Origin of the sequence: Sulfurimonas sp. ST-27 (assembly GCF_048081595.1) — a bacterium.
Lineage (GTDB): Bacteria > Campylobacterota > Campylobacteria > Campylobacterales > Sulfurimonadaceae > Sulfurimonas > Sulfurimonas hydrogeniphila.
Map to the genome: position 1 here is coordinate 456,889 of NZ_CP182226.1, position 17,135 is coordinate 474,023.

20 protein-coding genes are annotated in these 17,135 nt (G+C 40.1%); all 20 read left to right on the forward strand.

Translation table 11 applies throughout. The features are described 5' to 3' along the window. Positions 1-2 precede the first annotated feature (2 nt). The 20 genes from ACM66U_RS02435 to ACM66U_RS02530 all read left to right on the forward strand — a co-directional run bounded on the left by ACM66U_RS02435 (position 3) and on the right by ACM66U_RS02530 (position 16,876). Entirely contained in the window at positions 3-1,403 is a 1,401-nt protein-coding gene (locus ACM66U_RS02435; protein ID WP_418641046.1) for a dihydrolipoyl dehydrogenase family protein, read from the forward strand. Positions 1,404-1,446: 43 nt separating this feature from the next. Further along, positions 1,447-2,454, forward strand: coding sequence for a type I glyceraldehyde-3-phosphate dehydrogenase (gap, locus tag ACM66U_RS02440; RefSeq protein WP_418641047.1), 1,008 nt, complete (start codon positions 1,447-1,449; stop codon positions 2,452-2,454). Between the two features lie 17 nt (positions 2,455-2,471). Further along, the gene (locus tag ACM66U_RS02445) at positions 2,472-2,903 is read left to right on the forward strand and encodes a glycine zipper 2TM domain-containing protein (RefSeq protein ID WP_151900990.1); all 432 of its coding nucleotides are present in this window, start codon (positions 2,472-2,474) and stop codon (positions 2,901-2,903) included. A gap of 20 nt (positions 2,904-2,923) precedes the next feature. Further along, complete coding sequence (locus ACM66U_RS02450) at positions 2,924-3,895, forward strand: thiamine pyrophosphate-dependent dehydrogenase E1 component subunit alpha (protein ID WP_418641048.1); 972 nt, start codon at positions 2,924-2,926, stop codon at positions 3,893-3,895. Beyond that, positions 3,882-4,859: an alpha-ketoacid dehydrogenase subunit beta gene (locus ACM66U_RS02455; protein WP_346389364.1), complete on the forward strand. Its 978-nt coding sequence runs from the start codon at positions 3,882-3,884 to the stop codon at positions 4,857-4,859. The genes ACM66U_RS02450 and ACM66U_RS02455 overlap by 14 nt, the downstream gene beginning before the upstream one ends. Next, positions 4,852-6,063 (forward strand): dihydrolipoamide acetyltransferase family protein, encoded by a 1,212-nt coding sequence (locus ACM66U_RS02460; RefSeq protein WP_418641049.1) that lies wholly within the window; start codon positions 4,852-4,854, stop codon positions 6,061-6,063. Before ACM66U_RS02455 ends, ACM66U_RS02460 begins: the two co-directional genes overlap by 8 nt. Positions 6,064-6,066: 3 nt before the next feature. Continuing rightward, positions 6,067-7,359, forward strand: a complete 1,293-nt coding sequence (locus ACM66U_RS02465; protein WP_346389365.1) for an NAD(P)/FAD-dependent oxidoreductase — start codon at positions 6,067-6,069, stop codon at positions 7,357-7,359. Continuing rightward, positions 7,356-7,937 (forward strand): lipoyl(octanoyl) transferase LipB, encoded by a 582-nt coding sequence (lipB, locus tag ACM66U_RS02470; protein ID WP_418641050.1) that lies wholly within the window; start codon positions 7,356-7,358, stop codon positions 7,935-7,937. The genes ACM66U_RS02465 and lipB overlap by 4 nt, the downstream gene beginning before the upstream one ends. After that, positions 7,927-8,763, forward strand: coding sequence for a lipoyl synthase (lipA, locus tag ACM66U_RS02475; RefSeq protein WP_418641426.1), 837 nt, complete (start codon positions 7,927-7,929; stop codon positions 8,761-8,763). Before lipB ends, lipA begins: the two co-directional genes overlap by 11 nt. Next, positions 8,763-9,461 carry a 2,3-bisphosphoglycerate-dependent phosphoglycerate mutase gene (locus ACM66U_RS02480; RefSeq protein WP_346389367.1) on the forward strand — a complete coding sequence of 233 codons (699 nt, stop codon included), beginning with the start codon at positions 8,763-8,765 and terminating at the stop codon, positions 9,459-9,461. Before lipA ends, ACM66U_RS02480 begins: the two co-directional genes overlap by 1 nt. Positions 9,462-9,538: 77 nt before the next feature. Beyond that, complete coding sequence (locus ACM66U_RS02485) at positions 9,539-10,267, forward strand: DUF4395 domain-containing protein (protein WP_151900983.1); 729 nt, start codon at positions 9,539-9,541, stop codon at positions 10,265-10,267. A 2-nt stretch (positions 10,268-10,269) separates the two neighbouring features. After that, entirely contained in the window at positions 10,270-11,112 is an 843-nt protein-coding gene (locus ACM66U_RS02490) for a zinc-dependent peptidase (RefSeq protein ID WP_418641051.1), read from the forward strand. After that, a complete protein-coding gene (locus tag ACM66U_RS02495) occupies positions 11,102-12,082 on the forward strand; it encodes a lipid A deacylase LpxR family protein (RefSeq protein ID WP_418641052.1) in 981 nt (326 codons plus the stop codon). The genes ACM66U_RS02490 and ACM66U_RS02495 overlap by 11 nt, the downstream gene beginning before the upstream one ends. Before the next feature lie 83 nt (positions 12,083-12,165). Next, on the forward strand, positions 12,166-13,323 hold the full coding sequence (gene metK, locus ACM66U_RS02500; protein WP_151900981.1) for a methionine adenosyltransferase: 1,158 nt from the start codon (positions 12,166-12,168) through the stop codon (positions 13,321-13,323). Between the two features lie 113 nt (positions 13,324-13,436). Continuing rightward, positions 13,437-13,721 carry a 4Fe-4S dicluster domain-containing protein gene (locus ACM66U_RS02505; protein WP_151900980.1) on the forward strand — a complete coding sequence of 95 codons (285 nt, stop codon included), beginning with the start codon at positions 13,437-13,439 and terminating at the stop codon, positions 13,719-13,721. 134 nt (positions 13,722-13,855) lie between these two features. Next, positions 13,856-14,269 (forward strand): nucleoside-diphosphate kinase, encoded by a 414-nt coding sequence (gene ndk, locus ACM66U_RS02510; protein ID WP_151900979.1) that lies wholly within the window; start codon positions 13,856-13,858, stop codon positions 14,267-14,269. 9 nt (positions 14,270-14,278) lie between these two features. Next, the gene (locus ACM66U_RS02515) at positions 14,279-14,650 is read left to right on the forward strand and encodes a hypothetical protein (RefSeq protein WP_151900978.1); all 372 of its coding nucleotides are present in this window, start codon (positions 14,279-14,281) and stop codon (positions 14,648-14,650) included. A 75-nt stretch (positions 14,651-14,725) separates the two neighbouring features. Further along, complete coding sequence (gene rpmF, locus ACM66U_RS02520; RefSeq protein WP_013326319.1) at positions 14,726-14,875, forward strand: 50S ribosomal protein L32; 150 nt, start codon at positions 14,726-14,728, stop codon at positions 14,873-14,875. Positions 14,876-14,878: 3 nt separating this feature from the next. Further along, entirely contained in the window at positions 14,879-15,877 is a 999-nt protein-coding gene (plsX, locus tag ACM66U_RS02525) for a phosphate acyltransferase PlsX (RefSeq protein WP_151900977.1), read from the forward strand. Continuing rightward, complete coding sequence (locus ACM66U_RS02530; RefSeq protein ID WP_151900976.1) at positions 15,878-16,876, forward strand: beta-ketoacyl-ACP synthase III; 999 nt, start codon at positions 15,878-15,880, stop codon at positions 16,874-16,876. Positions 16,877-17,135: the final 259 nt, after the last annotated feature.

The following is a 17,135-nucleotide window of genomic DNA, read 5'->3' on the forward strand; positions in this document are numbered from 1 at the left end:
AAATGAAAACAGAATATGACTTAATTATTATTGGTGCAGGTCCTGCAGGAACTCCAACGGCTATGGCAGCAGCACAGTTTGGTATAAAAGTTTTGTTGATAGATAAAAGAGAAGCACCGGGCGGGGAATGTTTGTTTGAAGGATGTATTCCCTCAAAAGTGCTTGAAAATGCGGCAAACAAATATTGGGATGTGCTCACCTGCAGTACTTTTAATGTAGAGCGTAAAGGAAGCGAACAGATACATTGGGAAGCTGTTTTAGAAGATAAAGATATGATTTTGAAAAAACGCTCTATGTCCGCATTAAAGCAGATAGCCAGATTACCTTCACTCGATTTTAAACAAGGCAAAGCAGCCTTTGTTGACGGGCATACCGTAGAAGTAGGTGGAGAGCTTTTTGGTTTTAAAAAGGCACTGATTGCGACAGGTGCAAAAAGTTCAATTCCTGATATAAAAGGGAATGGGGTTGACAAAGTTTGGACAAACAGAGATTTGTTTTTTGAAGAAGAGATACCAAAAGAGTTACTTTTTATAGGTGCTGGTGCTATTAGTTGTGAATTGGTGCAAATGTTTGCAAAACTTGGCACAAAATGTCATGTGCTGGAGCGTGGTGAAAAAATCTTACAGCACATCAGTAAAGATGCAACAGACATTGTTTATAACAATATGCTTACACTTGGTATCAAAGTAGACTTGAATGCAGTGTTGGAGAAGATTGATTATGAAAATGATAAATTTATCATACATTTTAAACAAGAAGGTAAAAAACAGATTCTTGAGTATGACAATGTTGTCATGGCAACAGGTCGTGTGGCAAATCTTGATAATCTGGCCCTTGAAAAAGCTAAAGTGGCATATGATGAAAAAGGGATACTGGTTAATGAAAAACTGCAGTCATCTCAGGAACATATTTATGCCTGCGGCGATTGTATCAATAGCCCAAAATTCGCACATACTGCAAGTTATGAAGCTGGTGTAGTTGTACACAACATGTATGCGCCAAGCCCGCATGTAGTCGATTATGACAAAAACAGCTGGGTACTTTTTAGTGATCCTCAAATTGCTGTAGTCGGAATAGATGAAAATGTTGCAAAAAAAAGAGAGATAGAGATAAGCACAGAAGTCTATAACTATGAGATAGATGCCAGAGCACAAATAGACAAAAGAACAGACGGCTTTGTGAAGTTTATTATTGACAAGAAAACAAAAATTATCATAGGTGTAGAGATTGTAAGTGCAGATGCTTCATCTCTTGCGGGAGAGGCTTCTTTGATAGTAGCAAATAAAATGACTGCTATGGACGTATTAGGGGCAATTCATCCGCATCCGACACTGGGTGAAGCTTTTGGTAAATTGGCACAGCAGATATTTTTTAAATCTATGATGCAAAAAAGCAAAAGCTAAGACAAAGGTAACAGTCAATAAATGAAAATAAAAGAGAATAATTATGAAAAAACGTATAGCAATTAACGGACTCGGAAGAATAGGCAATCAGGTACTTCGGCATTATATTAACAATCTTCCAAAAAACTGTGAAATAGTTGCGGCAAACACTTCAAGTGTAGAAGATGCTGCGTACCTTCTGAAATATGATTCTGTGCATGGGCGGGCAGATTTTTCTATTGAAACAAAAGAAAACAAACTTATCATTGACGGGCATGAAATTACAATCGTCAGTAATCACAATCCGCTTGAACTGCCGTGGAAAGAGTTGGGTATAGATATTGTTATAGACTGTACCGGACGTTTTACGGATGGAACTTTGGCTGTGCAGCATATAGAAGCAGGGGCAAAAAAAGTGCTTATCTCCGCACCGGGAAAAAATGTGGATTTGACGATAGTCAAAGGTGTGAACCATCAGGAGTATGACACTGCAAAGCACCATATTGTCTCCAATGCTTCGTGCACGACAAATTCACTTGCACCTGTGATGAAAGTGCTTGAAGAGAGTTTCGGTGTGCAAAATGCCATGATTACGACAACCCATGCCTATACATCCTCACAGGTAACAGTTGACAAACGTGCAAAAAAACGCAGACGCGGTCGTGCAGCGGCTATAAACATTATACCGGCGACAACGGGTGCGGCAGTCGCCACGGTTGAAGTTATTCCGGCATTGGCAGGAAAAATGGAAGCGATGGCACTGCGGGTGCCTGTTCCCGACGGTGCTATAACCGAAGTTGTGGCATTGTTGCACAGAGATGTGAGCATAGAAAGTGTCAATGAAGCTTTTTTAGAAGCTTCAGAGGGTGAATTACAGGGTATATTGGAGTTTACAAAAGATGAAATAGTCTCAAGTGATATATTGGGAAATCGTCACTCCTCTATAATAGACGGACTTTCGACATCTGTTATAGGTGGAAGAATGGTTAAAGTAATGGCGTGGTATGATAATGAATACGGGTATTCACAAAGACTGCTTGAAGTAACTGATTATATGGCTTCAAAATTATAAAAAGAGAGGATAAAAGTATGAAAAGAATTGTAGCGACTGTTTTGGCAGGGAGTTTGTTTTTTAGCGGATGTGCAACACGCGGTGTCAATGAAATAGATCCGAGTGCTGTGAATTATGAATTGAGTTATCAGGTTGGCACAATTGAATCTGTGAAACCTGTTGTTATAAGAGACAATGGCACAGGTACATTTATTGGAGCGGTATCGGGTATAGTGTTGGGCTCACTAATCGGTAAAGGCAGAGGAAGTGCTCTGGCAACACTTGCAGGCGGTTTAGGCGGTGCATATGCGGGAAGCCAACTGGGTAAAGCCAATGCCCTTGAACTCAGCGTTCTTCTGGATGACGGACGAAGAGTTGTGGTCATTGCCAAAGGTAAGGATTTTTACAAGGGCGAAAGAATCCGTATAGTCAAAAGAAATGGTCGTGTATATAGCGTCGAACCGTTTTAAGCATGTATAAGTAGTAAAACATGAACAAACTACTGGCTGAAGAGATGTACTATCTGATGGTTCTTGGACGTGCTTTTGAGTATGCGGCAAAAGAGAATTATATGCAAGGCAATATATCCGGATTTTTACATTTGGATATTGGACAGGAAGCTTTGAGTGTCGGTGCGGTAAAAGCCTTTGAAAAAGGCGATATTTTTTCAGGCTATCGTGAACACATTATGGCAATGAGCCGTGGACTTGAGCCTAAAGCTGTTATGGCGGAACTCTTTGGAAAAGTTACAGGGGTAAGCGGCGGCAAGGGCGGTTCTATGCACCTTTTTGAACCTGCGCATTTCTTTTACGGCGGGGATGCCATTGTCGGAGGACAGCTCCCTAATGCCGTAGGCTGTGCCTATGCAAGAGCTTTTTTGGAACAAGATGAGGGTGTGATGGCCATCTTCGGTGACGGAGCTACAAACGGCGGGGCTTTTTTTGAATCACTCAATATTGCCGCCACACACAAACTTCCCCTGCTTTTTTTGTGTGAAAACAACGAATATGCAATCGGAACAAATATTCAGCGAACGGCGCCGTTTCGAGAACAGGCAAAAAAAGCAGAACCCTATATGATGACCTATACCGTGGACGGAATGGACGTTGAAGCTGTGTATGAGGTAGTGAGTGAGGCAAAAAAACAGATAGAATCAGGACACGGTCCTGTTTTTGTAGAAGCCTTTACATGTAGATACGAAGGACACTCTGTCAGTGATGCAAACAGTTACAGAAGTGCGCAGGAGATGGCACACTGCAAGGCACGAGATCCGATACAGAAGTTTAAAAAAGCCTTACATGAAAAATGGCTCTGCACGAATGAAGAGATACAAAATATAGAAAAAAAAGCACACGAAGAAGTGGAAGATGCCGTGAAATATGCCGAAGAATCCCCTGAACCAGAGGCTGATGCTCTGTTTGAACATCTCTTTTACGAGGAGCGTGAAAATGTTGTATCGTGAAGCTTTAAACAAAGCACTTGATGAGGTGATGCAGGCAGATGATACGGTGGTAACACTGGGAGAAGATGTCGGACTTTACGGTGGCAGTTTTCGTGTGACGGAAGGACTGGTGGAAAAATACGGTGAGAAAAGAGTCATTGATACACCTATAGCGGAACTGAGTATTGTAGGGAATGCCGTGGGCATGGCTATAGGAGGTTTGCGACCTGTAGCAGAGATAATGACGGGCAATTTTTCTCTGCTTGCCTTTGATCAGATTATCAACCACATGGCAAAACTGCACTATATGAGCAACGGTAAAATCATATTGCCTATGGTGGTACGGTTTCCTCAGGGCGTGAGTCGTCAACTCGCAGCCCAGCACAGTGAAAGTTATGAGCAGATGCTCTGTGCGGTACCGGGACTAAGAGTGTTGAGTGTGAATGATGTCAATTATGCCTACCATGCACTCAAATATGCGATTTTGTCAGATGATCCTGTTGTGTTTATAGAGCATGAACTGCTGTATAACAAAAAGGGAGAGGTGGATTTTACACAAAAACTGAACCCTTTTCAGGCAAGAATAGCCAAAGAGGGCAGAGACATTACCATTGTGAGTTACCTGAAAATGGTTGATGATGTGATGCTGGCAGTCCCAGAGATAGAAAAAGAGCTTGGATGTTCCTGCGAAGTGATAGATTTATGCTCATTGAACCCTGTAGATTATGAAACACTGAAAAAATCTATAGAAAAAACTTCCCGTCTTGTAATGGTTGAAGAGGATCACAAAACAGGAGGCTACGGAGGACAGATAGTTTCCTGGGCGGCAGAAGAGATGTTTTATGCCTTGGATGCTCCGCCTTTGCGCCTGGCAGGAAAAGATGTGCCAGTTCCCTATAACAGAACTTTGGAACTCTTGAGTATTCCTACACCGGAGTCTATTGCTCGTGATATAGTGGCATGGGGTAAGAAAAACGATGTATGAAATAGTGATGCCACAGCTCTCCGACTCAATGGACGAGGGCAAGCTTATCAGCTGGAAAGTCAAAGAGGGACAAAAGGTAGATGTGGGAGATGTGATTGCCGAGGTTGAGAGTGACAAAGCAATTATGGAGGTACAGAGCTTTAAAAGCGGGGTTGTTGCAGAAATAAATGCAAAAGAGGGTGATGTTGTTCCTGTTGGAAAAGTTATTGCTCGGATTCAAACCAGTGAAAGTAAGAATGAAAAAGTTGTAAAAACATCAGAAACAGCAGTTGTCGAGAAACCGGTGGCAAAACAGGCAGAACCAATCCACAAAACACCTGTTGTCAAACATCTTCAAAAAAAAGAAACAGGCGGTATATCTCCAAAAGCAAGAGCCAAAGCGGCACAGTATGGTGTCGATATGCAGAGTGTTTTGCAAAAAACAGCCAAAGATGCTTTACATGTAAAGGATGTGGAGGCATATTTAAGAGAACATTATTTTACACCAAAAGCATTACAGCTGTTGGACAGGTACGGCTTGGATCTTGCAGGATTTACACTCAACCATAAAATAAACGAAGCAGAAGTGCAGGAGTTTATTGACAAAAATGAAACACCCCTGCCACAGCCTTTGAGTCAGATGCAAAAGGCGATTATTGCCAATGTGACGGCTTCTGCACAAAAGCCTGTGTACCGTTTGTATGAGCATATTGATGCAAAACTTTTTGTGGAGCATGATGCATACAGCATAACCGCCTGGCTGATAAAGATTTTTGCAAAAGTGATGATGCAACATGAAGCATTTCGTTCACGCCTGCAAAATGATGCGCTTGTTATAAGTCCCAATGCCTCTATTGCCGTTGCTGTGGCAGATAAGAAAAATCTTTACATGCCTGTTGTCAAAGATGCGAACAAATGCTCTATAGCAGAAATTTCGGCACAGCTGCAAAGCTTTAAAACAAAGCTCAAAGCAAATTCTTTTACTGCAGCAGATATGCAGGGATCAAGCTTCGGTATTTCAAATCTTGGGATGCTGGGTGTAGAATCTTTTGATGCAATGATCAACAAAAATGACTCGGGTATCGCAGCGGTAGGAAGTTTGCAGGATGGGAAGATATCTCTCACCCTGAGTGCAGACCACAGAGTGATAAACGGCTATGAGGCAGCACTCTTTATGCAGGATGTCAAGAAAGAGGCACAAAATCCTCTTCAATTTAAGGACTGAAAGATGTATGACATAATTTTTATCGGTGGCGGATTGAACTATGCAGGAGCAATTGTTGCGGCAAAAAACGGCAAAAAAGTGGCTTTGGTTGAAAAAGATATGCGTCAGCTTGGAGGTGTCTGTCTGCATAAGGGGTGTATTCCTTCAAAAATGTTTTTACATTATGCCAATGTTGTGTATGCGTCAAAAAGTGACATTTTAGAAGGACAAACAGCACTTTCAATGCAAAAGCTTTTTCATAGAAAAACAGATTTGATAAACAATGCCTGGCAGGCAATTAAGAAACAGTGTGCGCATGTAGATTTAATAGAGGGCGAAGCCCGACTCAAAGAACCCCATAAGGTAGAAGTCAACGGTAAAATTCTTGAAGCAGAGCATATCGTCATGGGCACGGGTTCTTCGGCTTTTATTCCTGAAGGCATAGAGTATAATGCCAAGGATATTATCGTCAGTGATGAGGTACTGATGATGCAAAAGCTGCCGGAAAAAATTGCCATTTACGGTGTCGGGGCTATAGGTTTGGAAATGGCAGGTTTTTTCGCAACGGCAGGCACACAGGTAACACTTGTCAATCGCGACGACCAAATTTTAAAACACTCAAACCCGCTTATTCAAAAAGAGATAAAAAACCAGCTTGAAAAAATCGGTGTGAAAATTCTTGAGATGCATAAAATACAAACTGCAAAAAGTACAAAAAAAGGTGTGCATATCACTTTTGAAGACAAAAGCAGTATCTATATGCCTGTTTTGCTTGTTGCAGCCGGGCGCAGACCGAATGTTGATTTTCTTACATGTAAAGAGATAGAAGTTGAAAAAGGCATTGTCACAGACAGATTTTTTGAAACAACCCTGAAAAATCATTATGCCATAGGGGACTGTAACGCAAAACTTCAGCTCGCTCATGCTGCAAGAGCAGAGGTTTTAAATGTTGTAGAGCGCATTTTAGGGAACAATCCACGTCCTCTCAATCTGGACCATGTTGTCAAATTTATACACACCCTGCCTATGAGTTATGCTGTAGTCGGAAAAACTGACGGTTTAAAATCAAGCATTGTTCCTTTGAGTCATTTTCCCTACTCTGTATATAATCATGCTGCAAAAGGAGTGATGATTACATATGCGGATCAGGAAGGATTTATCCTTGGTGCCGAAATTCTGGCACCGAATGCAGAAGAACTTGTCGCCATCGCAGGTATGAGTTTGGCTGGTGAAATGGATGCGGCGCAGGCAAAACGGACGATTTTCGGGCATCCGACATTCAGTGAAGCTTTAGAGAGAACATTTTTTAAGTTATGATTGTCCATGACTGGGGTGAAATTGCATATGTTACAGCAAACAGACAGATGCACGCTTTACATGTAAAGGCACAGCAAGATGCACAAAATCACCTCATACTGTGTTCGCATCCTGCGGTTTTCACAGTGGGCAGTGATGAGCAAAGGCATTTCAATGTACCCACCGTGCAAAGCGACAGAGGGGGTTCCGTTACCTGTCACTCGAGGGGACAGAACATCTTTTATTTCTGTTTTCAGGTAAAACAGCCGGCGCGATTTTATAAAAAAGTTCTTGAGGCTTTCGAGAGTTTTTTTATGAAAAATCTGCCTGCAGTCAGATATGACAAAAACAAGCCCGGTTTTTATATACAAAATCGTAAAATCGCCTCTTTGGGTTTTCGCTACTCCAGAGGGGTTTCTTTGCATGGTGTTGCTTTGAATGTTGATGTGGATTTGGACTTTCATTCACTGGTTTCACCGTGTAACCTGGCAAATATTGTACCGACTTCTTTAAAAAATGAAGGCTTGATTCTCACGTCAGAAGAAGTAAACGAGCAGATGGTACATTTTATAGGAAAATATTTTGAAGATGCCGTTTAAACCAAAAGTCAAAGTGCCTGCTCCGGAGATTTTACAAAATATGCAGGATATTTTGGAAAAAAATATTTTGACAACAGTATGCGAAGCGGCAGCCTGCCCAAACAGAGCAGAGTGCTATGCGCGAAACAGTGCAACATTTATGATTTTAGGCGATACCTGCACAAGAGCCTGTGCTTTTTGCAACGTAAAAACAGGTCATGGCAGAGCTGTCGACATGAACGAACCGCAACGTCTGGCGAAGGCTGTCCAGGAGTTAGAGTTGCAGTATGTTGTGATTACATCGGTGGACAGAGATGATTTGAAAGATTATGGATCCGGGCATTTCGCACGCTGTGTCCAAGCGATAAAAGAGAAAAATCCAGAGATAAAAATAGAACTTTTAACGCCTGATTTTAAATACACTCAAGATGCCTTGCAGACAATTACAACAAGCGGTGCTGACAAACTGGCACACAACCAGGAAACTGTCAGACGATTAAGTAAAAGTATACGTCCGCAGAGTGATTATGACCGTTCATTAAAAGTTTTGGAGTATTATGCCAGATATTCACCTTTACATGTAAAGTCCTCTTTGATGTGTGGGCTTGGTGAAACAAAAAAAGAGTTGCTGGTCACAATGCAGGAGTTGTTGGATGTCGGCGTGAGTGAATTGACACTCGGACAGTATCTGCAACCGACGCAAAAACATCATAAGGTAGCAAAATATTACCCACCGGAGTTTTTTGATGAAATGAAAGAGGAGGCTTTGTGTATAGGATTTCGTGCAGTAGCTTCAGGTATTTTGGTAAGAAGTTCTTATTTTGCAGAAAATTTGGGAGATGACTAATGAGCAAAGCAAGGTTGGTTTTAGTGCGTCACGGACAAAGTATATATAACCAAAAAAATGTTTTTACAGGATGGACAGATGTTGACTTAAGTCAGCAGGGCAGGGATGAGGCAAAAAAAGCCGGAAGAGTGTTAAAAAAGCATAATATTTACCCGGACATTTGTTTTACATCATGGCTGAAACGTGCCATTCATACAGCACAGATATTACTGCAGGAGCTGGAATGGGAGCATATAAATATGCTTAAAAGTTATAAACTCAATGAAAGACATTACGGAGACTGGCAGGGCAGAGATAAAGATACAGTCAAAAAAGAGTATGGAGAAGAAAAATTTCTGGCTGTTAGACGCGGGTATGACGTGCCGCCGCCACCTTTACATGTAAACGATAAAAGATGTGTATGGAATGATAAAAAATATGCGAATGTCAACAGAGCGCTTTTGCCTTTGTCAGAATCTTTACAGGATACAAAAAAGAGAGTGCTGCAATATTATAAAGAGCAGATTTTTTCGCAACTGCAGGAGAAAAAAACTGTGCTGATTTCGGCACACGGCAACTCTCTGCGTGCCTTGGTAATGGAACTTGAAAAGATGACTCCACAGGAGATAGTGCAATTTGAAATACCGACAGGCGAGATTATAATGTATGATTTTGACAGCGATATGAAGATACTGCAGAAAAATGTTTTGATAGGTTAAACCCGAATTATGTATAATTCGACACTTTAATAAAAAACTTTATGATAGGTAAGTTGGATATTTAGAGAAGGAAAAAAATGGAAAAACTAAAAGAATTTTTTGCATATGGCGAAAAAGTTCCCGGCTATGATGTACGGGTACTCAATGAGAGAGAAGCAAGAGCTGCCGCGGCAATTCTTTTTGTAGGTGCATTTATAGGGCTTACAAACGGAGTGATGCTTGGGACAGCAGTATTTTCTAAATACTTTGTGACGTTTTTTGCTATTGATTTTACACTCAGAGTGATTCAGCCACGCTATGCTCCGAGTCTGTTATTGGGACGTTTTTTTGTAAGCAATCAGACACCGGAATATGTCGGAGCCGAACAAAAACGCTTTGCCTGGGCACTGGGCATGATAATAGCCTGGCCGATGTTTTATTATCTGGTGCTTGATTTTCAGCCAAATCCGCTAAAAGTTCTTGTCTGCCTTATCTGTATGGCACTGCTCTTTTTTGAAGCAGCTTTTTCCATTTGTCTGGGATGTAAAATTTTTAATCTGGTAAAAAAGAATAAGGCAACACACTGCCCTGGCGGAGTGTGTGAGATGAAAATTAAAGAGCCTATTCAGACATTTAATCCGGTGCAAAAAAGCATTCTGATTATCACTGTGATTGTAATGGCATACGGAGCCTATGCCTACATGACGAAACTCCCGGACAGAACAAATTTGACAAAAAAGATAAAAACAATGATGCTCAGTGATGAAGAACTGCAGAGAATTGAAGATGAAAAAGCCGATCAAGAATTTGAACAAGACGATTTTTAGGAATGAACTACTATTTTGCTCTTTTAACGCTTATGCTTGGTCTCGGTTTTGCATTGCTGAGTGCCTATGTGATTTACACATACTCCAAACAAAAAAAACTGCAAAAAATCTTAGAACAGCCAATACGTCAAGAATATATAGCAATACTCAAACGTATTGTGCTCTATAACAGACTCAAAGAGGAAGAACAACAGCGCATACATAAATCTATATTGATTTTTATCAACACAAAAGAGTTTACAGGTATCAATATTGATGTGAGTGATGAAATGAAAATAGTGATTGCTTTTCATGCCTGTTTATTGGTGTTGCATGTAGAGTTTACAGCCTGTTATGAAAATCTTTCGACAATTTTGATATATCCTTATACTATGGTTGCCAGACAGGTGAGTGCCAACGGTGGTATATACACCAAAGGTGAATTTTTGCTTGAGGGACAGTCAGCAAGTGATACCGTTGTCATCTCCTGGCATGATGCAAAAAAAGATGCCTATCATCTCCATGAAAACAATGTGTTGCTGCATGAATTTGCCCATGAAATAGACTTTCTTGACGGCAGTGCAGACGGAACACCGCCATTGCCGTATGCAAAATATCACGAGTGGGCAAAAGTGCTTTCAAAAGAGTTTAACAAACTCAGTGATGTTGCCCTGAAAAATCGTGACTGGGGGAAATACAAGCTTTTAGGTGCCTATGCCGCAACAAATGAGGCAGAATTCTTTGCCGTAGTCACGGAGCGTTATTTTGACAAGCCTGAAGCTTTGAAAAAACACTTTCCGGAACTCTTTGAAGAGTTTAACAGCTTTTATAAAATGGAATTTAAAGGGGTTGTAAATGAAGAATAAATTATTGTTAGGGATATTATTTTTCACTTTGTTATTAGATGCGGATAATATTTCATCTACATTTTATAATGATTTTTTTGGAGGAAGTGATGGACATTTTACAAATGGGGCTTCTTTTAATTGGCTTGAAGATAAGAAAAAAGGTGATAATGTATATACAAATATGTTGCTATCCTTGGCACACAAGATTTCATTGCCTGTAAATGGTTCAAAAAAATATAATGCAGGTATTAGCCTTGAACAAATTATTATAACACCTGAAAATATAGATGTAAAGAATGTACAATACAATGATTTTCCATATGCAGGGTATCTTTCTATATCAAGTTTTTTATTTGAGTGGGATGATGATAGTTTTAACGAATATCGTGTGGAAATTGGTGTTATGGGGAAATATTCTGGTGCTGAATTTATTCAAAAAAAATTTCATAAAATAATAAAAAGTGAGCAGCCTCAGGGCTGGAGCACTCAGCTAGGTACCAAGTATACACTTAACTTTTTACTGCAACATGGTGTAAAAGCATGGCAAAGAAAAATAGTGAACACCTTGCAAACCGATTGGTGCTATCATTATGGCATGACTGCTGGAAATTTTGATGTTTCAGTTTTTACCGGGACTGGTATACGCATTGGAAAAAATTATGTGCAAAATTTCAATGTACATTACCCTTATTTGAAGGAAGAAGCAAATTTACTGAGTGTTGATACATTAAAACATGGTTTTGGTTGGTCGTTAAGCAGTGGTTTAGAAACAAAGGTATTATTGTATTCTGTTATATTGGATAAAGCATCTAGTGATGGTTATGCAGTACATAAGAATATTTTAAATGCTTTAGCTTATTTTTCCGGAAGTATCTATTATAATCAGCATAAATTTAGACTTTTTTATGAAATTCCAACTCCTTATATAAAAGAAGATAATGCAATTAATATTTTTGGAGGCTTTGAATATATTTATATATTTAAGTAGTGAATTCAACTGATATTTAAGCTACTTCGCTATAATCCACATGATTTACGGAGCGAGACTCTGTACTTCAATAAGGAAAATCGATGACGAAAGAGTATATATTTACTTCAGAGTCTGTAACAGAAGGGCATCCTGACAAGATGGCAGATCAGATCAGTGATGCAATTCTGGATTATATTATTGAGCATGATACCAATGCACGTGTAGCGTGTGAAACACTGGTATCAAATGGTTTTTGTGTAATTGCAGGCGAACTGAAGACGACGGCGTATGCCCCAATGCAAGAGATTGCAAGAGAAGTGATCCGAGATATCGGGTATACCGATGCAACGTATGGTTTTGATCACAGGTCAGCTGCAGTATTAAACGGCATAGGAGAACAGTCTCCTGATATCAATCAGGGGGTTGATCAGGCCGGAGGAGAAACCGGAGCAGGCGATCAGGGGTTAATGTTTGGATATGCCTGTCGTGAGACAGATGTGCTGATGCCTTTGCCTATTCACCTCTCCCACCGTTTGACAGAACGCCTGGCAGAAGTAAGAAAAGAGGGAATTATTCCCTATCTGCGTCCTGACGGAAAGGCACAAGTCAGTGTAAAGTATGTAGACGAGAAGCCTGTTTCTGTAGAAACTGTTGTTATTTCCACACAGCACGCACCTGAAGTATCGCAAGAGCAGATCCACAAAGATGTTATAGCAGAAGTGATACGAAAAGTAATTCCTGCGGAGATGATGGATGAAAACACTGTTTTTCATATCAATCCGACAGGAAAATTTGTAATCGGCGGTCCTCAGGGAGATGCCGGACTTACAGGTCGTAAAATTATTGTTGATACCTATGGAGGCAGTTGTCCACATGGCGGTGGTGCATTTTCAGGAAAAGATCCGACAAAAGTTGACCGTTCAGCCGCATATGCAGCGCGCTGGGTTGCAAAAAATCTTGTAGCCGCAGGAGCTTGTGACAAGGTGACTATTCAGGTTGCCTATGCAATCGGTGTAGTACAGCCTGTCTCAATTATGGTTGACACGCACAATACCGGCATAGTGGCAGAAGAGAAAATCCAAAGCTGTATAAAAGAGCTTTTTGATCTTTCCCCTGCCGGAATAATCAAATCACTGGATTTATTAAAGCCAATTTATCGAAAAACGGCTGCTTACGGACATTTCGGCCGTGAAAATCTTGGTTTCAACTGGGAAAAAACAGACAGAGTTGATGCAATAAAAGAGTATTTAGGCATCTAATATAGTTTAAGTGTAACCTATAAACTACAGTTTTTAAACTAGCTGAGCGCTTTTAGCTGTATTTAAAAGTCTACAGTGTATAGTTGCATTTTAATAAAAACAAGGAGAATAAAATGTCAGTTGTAATTAATGATACATGTATTAACTGTGGAGCTTGTATAGATGAGTGTCCGGTAGAAGCAATCGTAGATGAGGATGATAATCCAACAGGTGAGGATATTTATTATGTGTATCCAGACAAATGTGTAGAGTGTGTTGGACATCATGATGAGCCTGCATGTGCTACTGCTTGTCCGACTGAGGGTTGTATAACATGGGATGTTGTTGGGCCAAGTCCACAGCACCGTGAAGATATTACTGAAGAACAGCGTTTAAACCACGAACCGGTAGTAGAATAGTTATAAGAGCACTTCTGTGCTCTCATAACACTCCTTTTAATTCATTTAAATCCATAAAATTTACATTTTAAACTAAAAACAATCTTTTTTTAGATACAATTCCATTCTAATTTTATATTTTCAGAGGAGATTTGATGGAACGTACACTATCAATAATCAAACCAGATGCAGTTGCAAAAGGTGTTATAGGCAAAATTTTAGATCGTTTTGAAAGCAATGGTCTTAGAATTGCAGCAACAAAAAAACTACAGCTTTCCCGTGCTGATGCTGAGGCATTTTATGCTGTTCATGCCGAGAGACCTTTTTTCAACGACTTAGTTGATTTTATGATCAGTGGACCGGTTGTTGTTTCAGTTTTAGAAGGTGAAAATGCTATGCAGAAAAACCGTGATTTAATGGGTGCTACAAACCCTAAAGAGGCTGAAGCAGGTACTATCCGTGCAGATTTCGCTGAAAATATCGATGCAAATGCAGTTCATGGAAGTGACTCGGTTGAAAATGCTGCGAATGAAATTGCATTCTTTTTTGCTGAGAGAGAAATTTCTTAAGTATATCCGATGAGGATTGTGCTTAGAAAAGTAACAAAAACTCCTTTAGACTTTGAAATCACCTCGAATGAAATGACTTTTAAAGGTTTTTTGGAGTACCATAGTGCAAAATTGATTCTGCTTAAAGCAAGCATCAGTGGAACACTGGAAAAATCCTGTGATATATGTGCGCAGGATTTTAATCTTAAAGTTAATGAAGAGGTCGAATTTTTCATTAATGACGGAATATACGAAGATGACAGCAGCACTCTTTTGGATGTTGTTGAGTCTTTGGACGGTAATGTGGATCTTGAAGAGATTTTACACTCAGAGATCGAACTTATCAAAAGTGATTACCATTCATGTGGAAATTGCTCTAAACCAGAAGAAATTGAGTTTTAAACTCTTGCCTCGTTTGAGGCAAAGCTTTAGTCGTCTCAACGGCGCAATTGAAAAATTAAATTAAGGAAAAAAGTTATGGCAGTACCTAAGAGAAGAGTCTCTCATTCCCGTTCAGCGAAGAGAAGAACTCATTATAAAATTTCTTTAGCCCGTCCGGTTAAAGATAAAGACGGAACTTATAGATTACCACACCACATTAACCCAACTACCGGTGAGTATAAGTAGTCAATGGTAAAAATTGCTATTGACGCAATGGGCGGGGACTTTGGTCCCGAGCCGATTGTAAACGGATGCATAAAAGCACTCAAAAAGAAAAGATTCACTCCGATACTTGTAGGAAATAAATCAGAAATTTTACCTCTGTTACCAAAACGTTATAGAGATAAGATTTTAATTGTCGAGTCTCAGGATATCATTGCAATGAGTGATGCTGCAACAGATGCAGTAAAACGCAAAGAGAGCAGTATCTATAAAGCTGTGGATTTAGTTAGAGACGGTCAGGCAGACGGTGTGGTTTCAGCCGGACACAGTGGTGCCACAATGACACTTGCCACTTTAAGACTTGGTCGCCTGCAGGGTGTTTCCCGTCCTGCACTTGTCACATTGATGCCAACAAAAACAGGGCGTCGTTCTGTTCTTTTGGATGTGGGGGCAAATGTAGATTCCAAACCTGAGCATTTGGCAGAATTTGCTGTTATGGGCGGTTGTTATGCAGAAGATGTTTTAGGTATAGCAGAGCCGAGTATCGGGCTTTTAGCCAATGGTGAAGAAGACTCCAAAGGGAACGAAGTCACAAAAGCAGCCTTCAAAATTTTAGAAGGTTACAAAGGCTTTAAAGGAAATGTCGAAGGCGGTGATATTTTTAACGGAAGCTGTGATGTTATTACATGTGACGGCTTTGTAGGAAATCTGGTCCTTAAAACAAGTGAAGGTGTTGCCTCTACAATCTCACAACTGATTAAAGACTATATAAAAAAATCTCCTATTCGCATTACCGGTGCACTGTTAATGAGAAAAGTTTTCAAACTTTTAAAAAAAGAGATAGATTATGCCGAAATAGGAGGAGCTCCTCTTATCGGTATAAAAGGCTGTGCAATTGTCAGTCATGGAAAAAGTAATGCCAGGGCAATTGAAAATGCAATTTATCAGGCTATTGATTATGTCGATACCGGCGTTAACAGACATATTATTGCAAGGCTTCAAGAGTTAAAACAAAAGGATATCTAAATGGCTTACGCTGCATTTCGCTCTATTGGTGCCTATGTGCCCGAAAAAATACTTACAAATGAAGAACTCTCTCATATGGTGGACACTTCAGATGAATGGATTACCAAAAGAACGGGAATTAAAGAGCGTCACATTGCTGCTAAAGATGAATTTACAAGTGATTTAGGTGCAAAAGCCGCGCAAAAAGCCTTAGAGCGAAGCGGTATAGAGAGCTCTGAGATAGATATGGTAATAACCGCTACAATTTCACCCGACTACTTTTGTATGCCATCAACCGCAACAGTCATTGCTACAAAACTGGGTATCAAAAATGCCACTGCTTTTGACATTTCTGCAGCGTGCACAGGCTTTATCTATGTTTTGGCAATAGCAAAAGCATTTATAGAATCAGGGATGAAAAAAAACATTTTAATCATCGGTGCGGAAAAACTCTCTGCTATTACAGATTACAGTGACCGCGGTACATGTATACTCTTTGGTGACGGTGCAGGGGCTGCTGTAATTTCTGCAACAGATGATAAAAGTGAAGCTATTATAGATGTACATACAGGTGCTGACGGTCAATATGCAGATTTGCTAATGACACCAAACGGCGGCAGCGGTTCTGCACATGATGCACTTGAAAGTGAAGCGGGAAGCTGTTTTATGCAGATGAAAGGCAATGAAACTTTTAAAGTAGCTGTGCGTACGCTGACAAAAGATGTTAAAGAAATTTTAGAAGAAAATAACATAAAAAGTGAAAATATCAAACATTTTATTCCGCATCAGGCAAATTTGAGAATTATCAAAGCTGTTGGCGAAGCTTTAAAAATGAGAGATGATCAGGTCGTAATCACTGTACAAAAGTATGGAAATACTTCAGGAGCTTCCATTCCGATGGCTATTAATGATCTGTATGAATCAGGGGAACTTGAGCCTGGTGAGCTGATGCTGCTTGACGCCTTTGGCGGAGGATTAACCTGGGGAAGCGCCCTTATCCCTTTTTCACCACTCAAGTAACATTTTTATCCAATTTCTGCGTTGGATAATAATATCTTTTCGTCACTTACTATAGTAAGCTCCTCAAATATATTTATATCCGCCTTGAACTAGAATAAAAATGAGAACTTGAGAGGCGAAAAATATTTTTTTTGCTTCTCAATTGCCAACTATTTCGGAACCCGTACTTTAGTGCGGGCGAGAGTGGCAGAAAAACGCCAATAGCCGGCACTAAAGTACCGGTTCCGATGATATTTTGTTAAAATGCTAAAGCACCGTT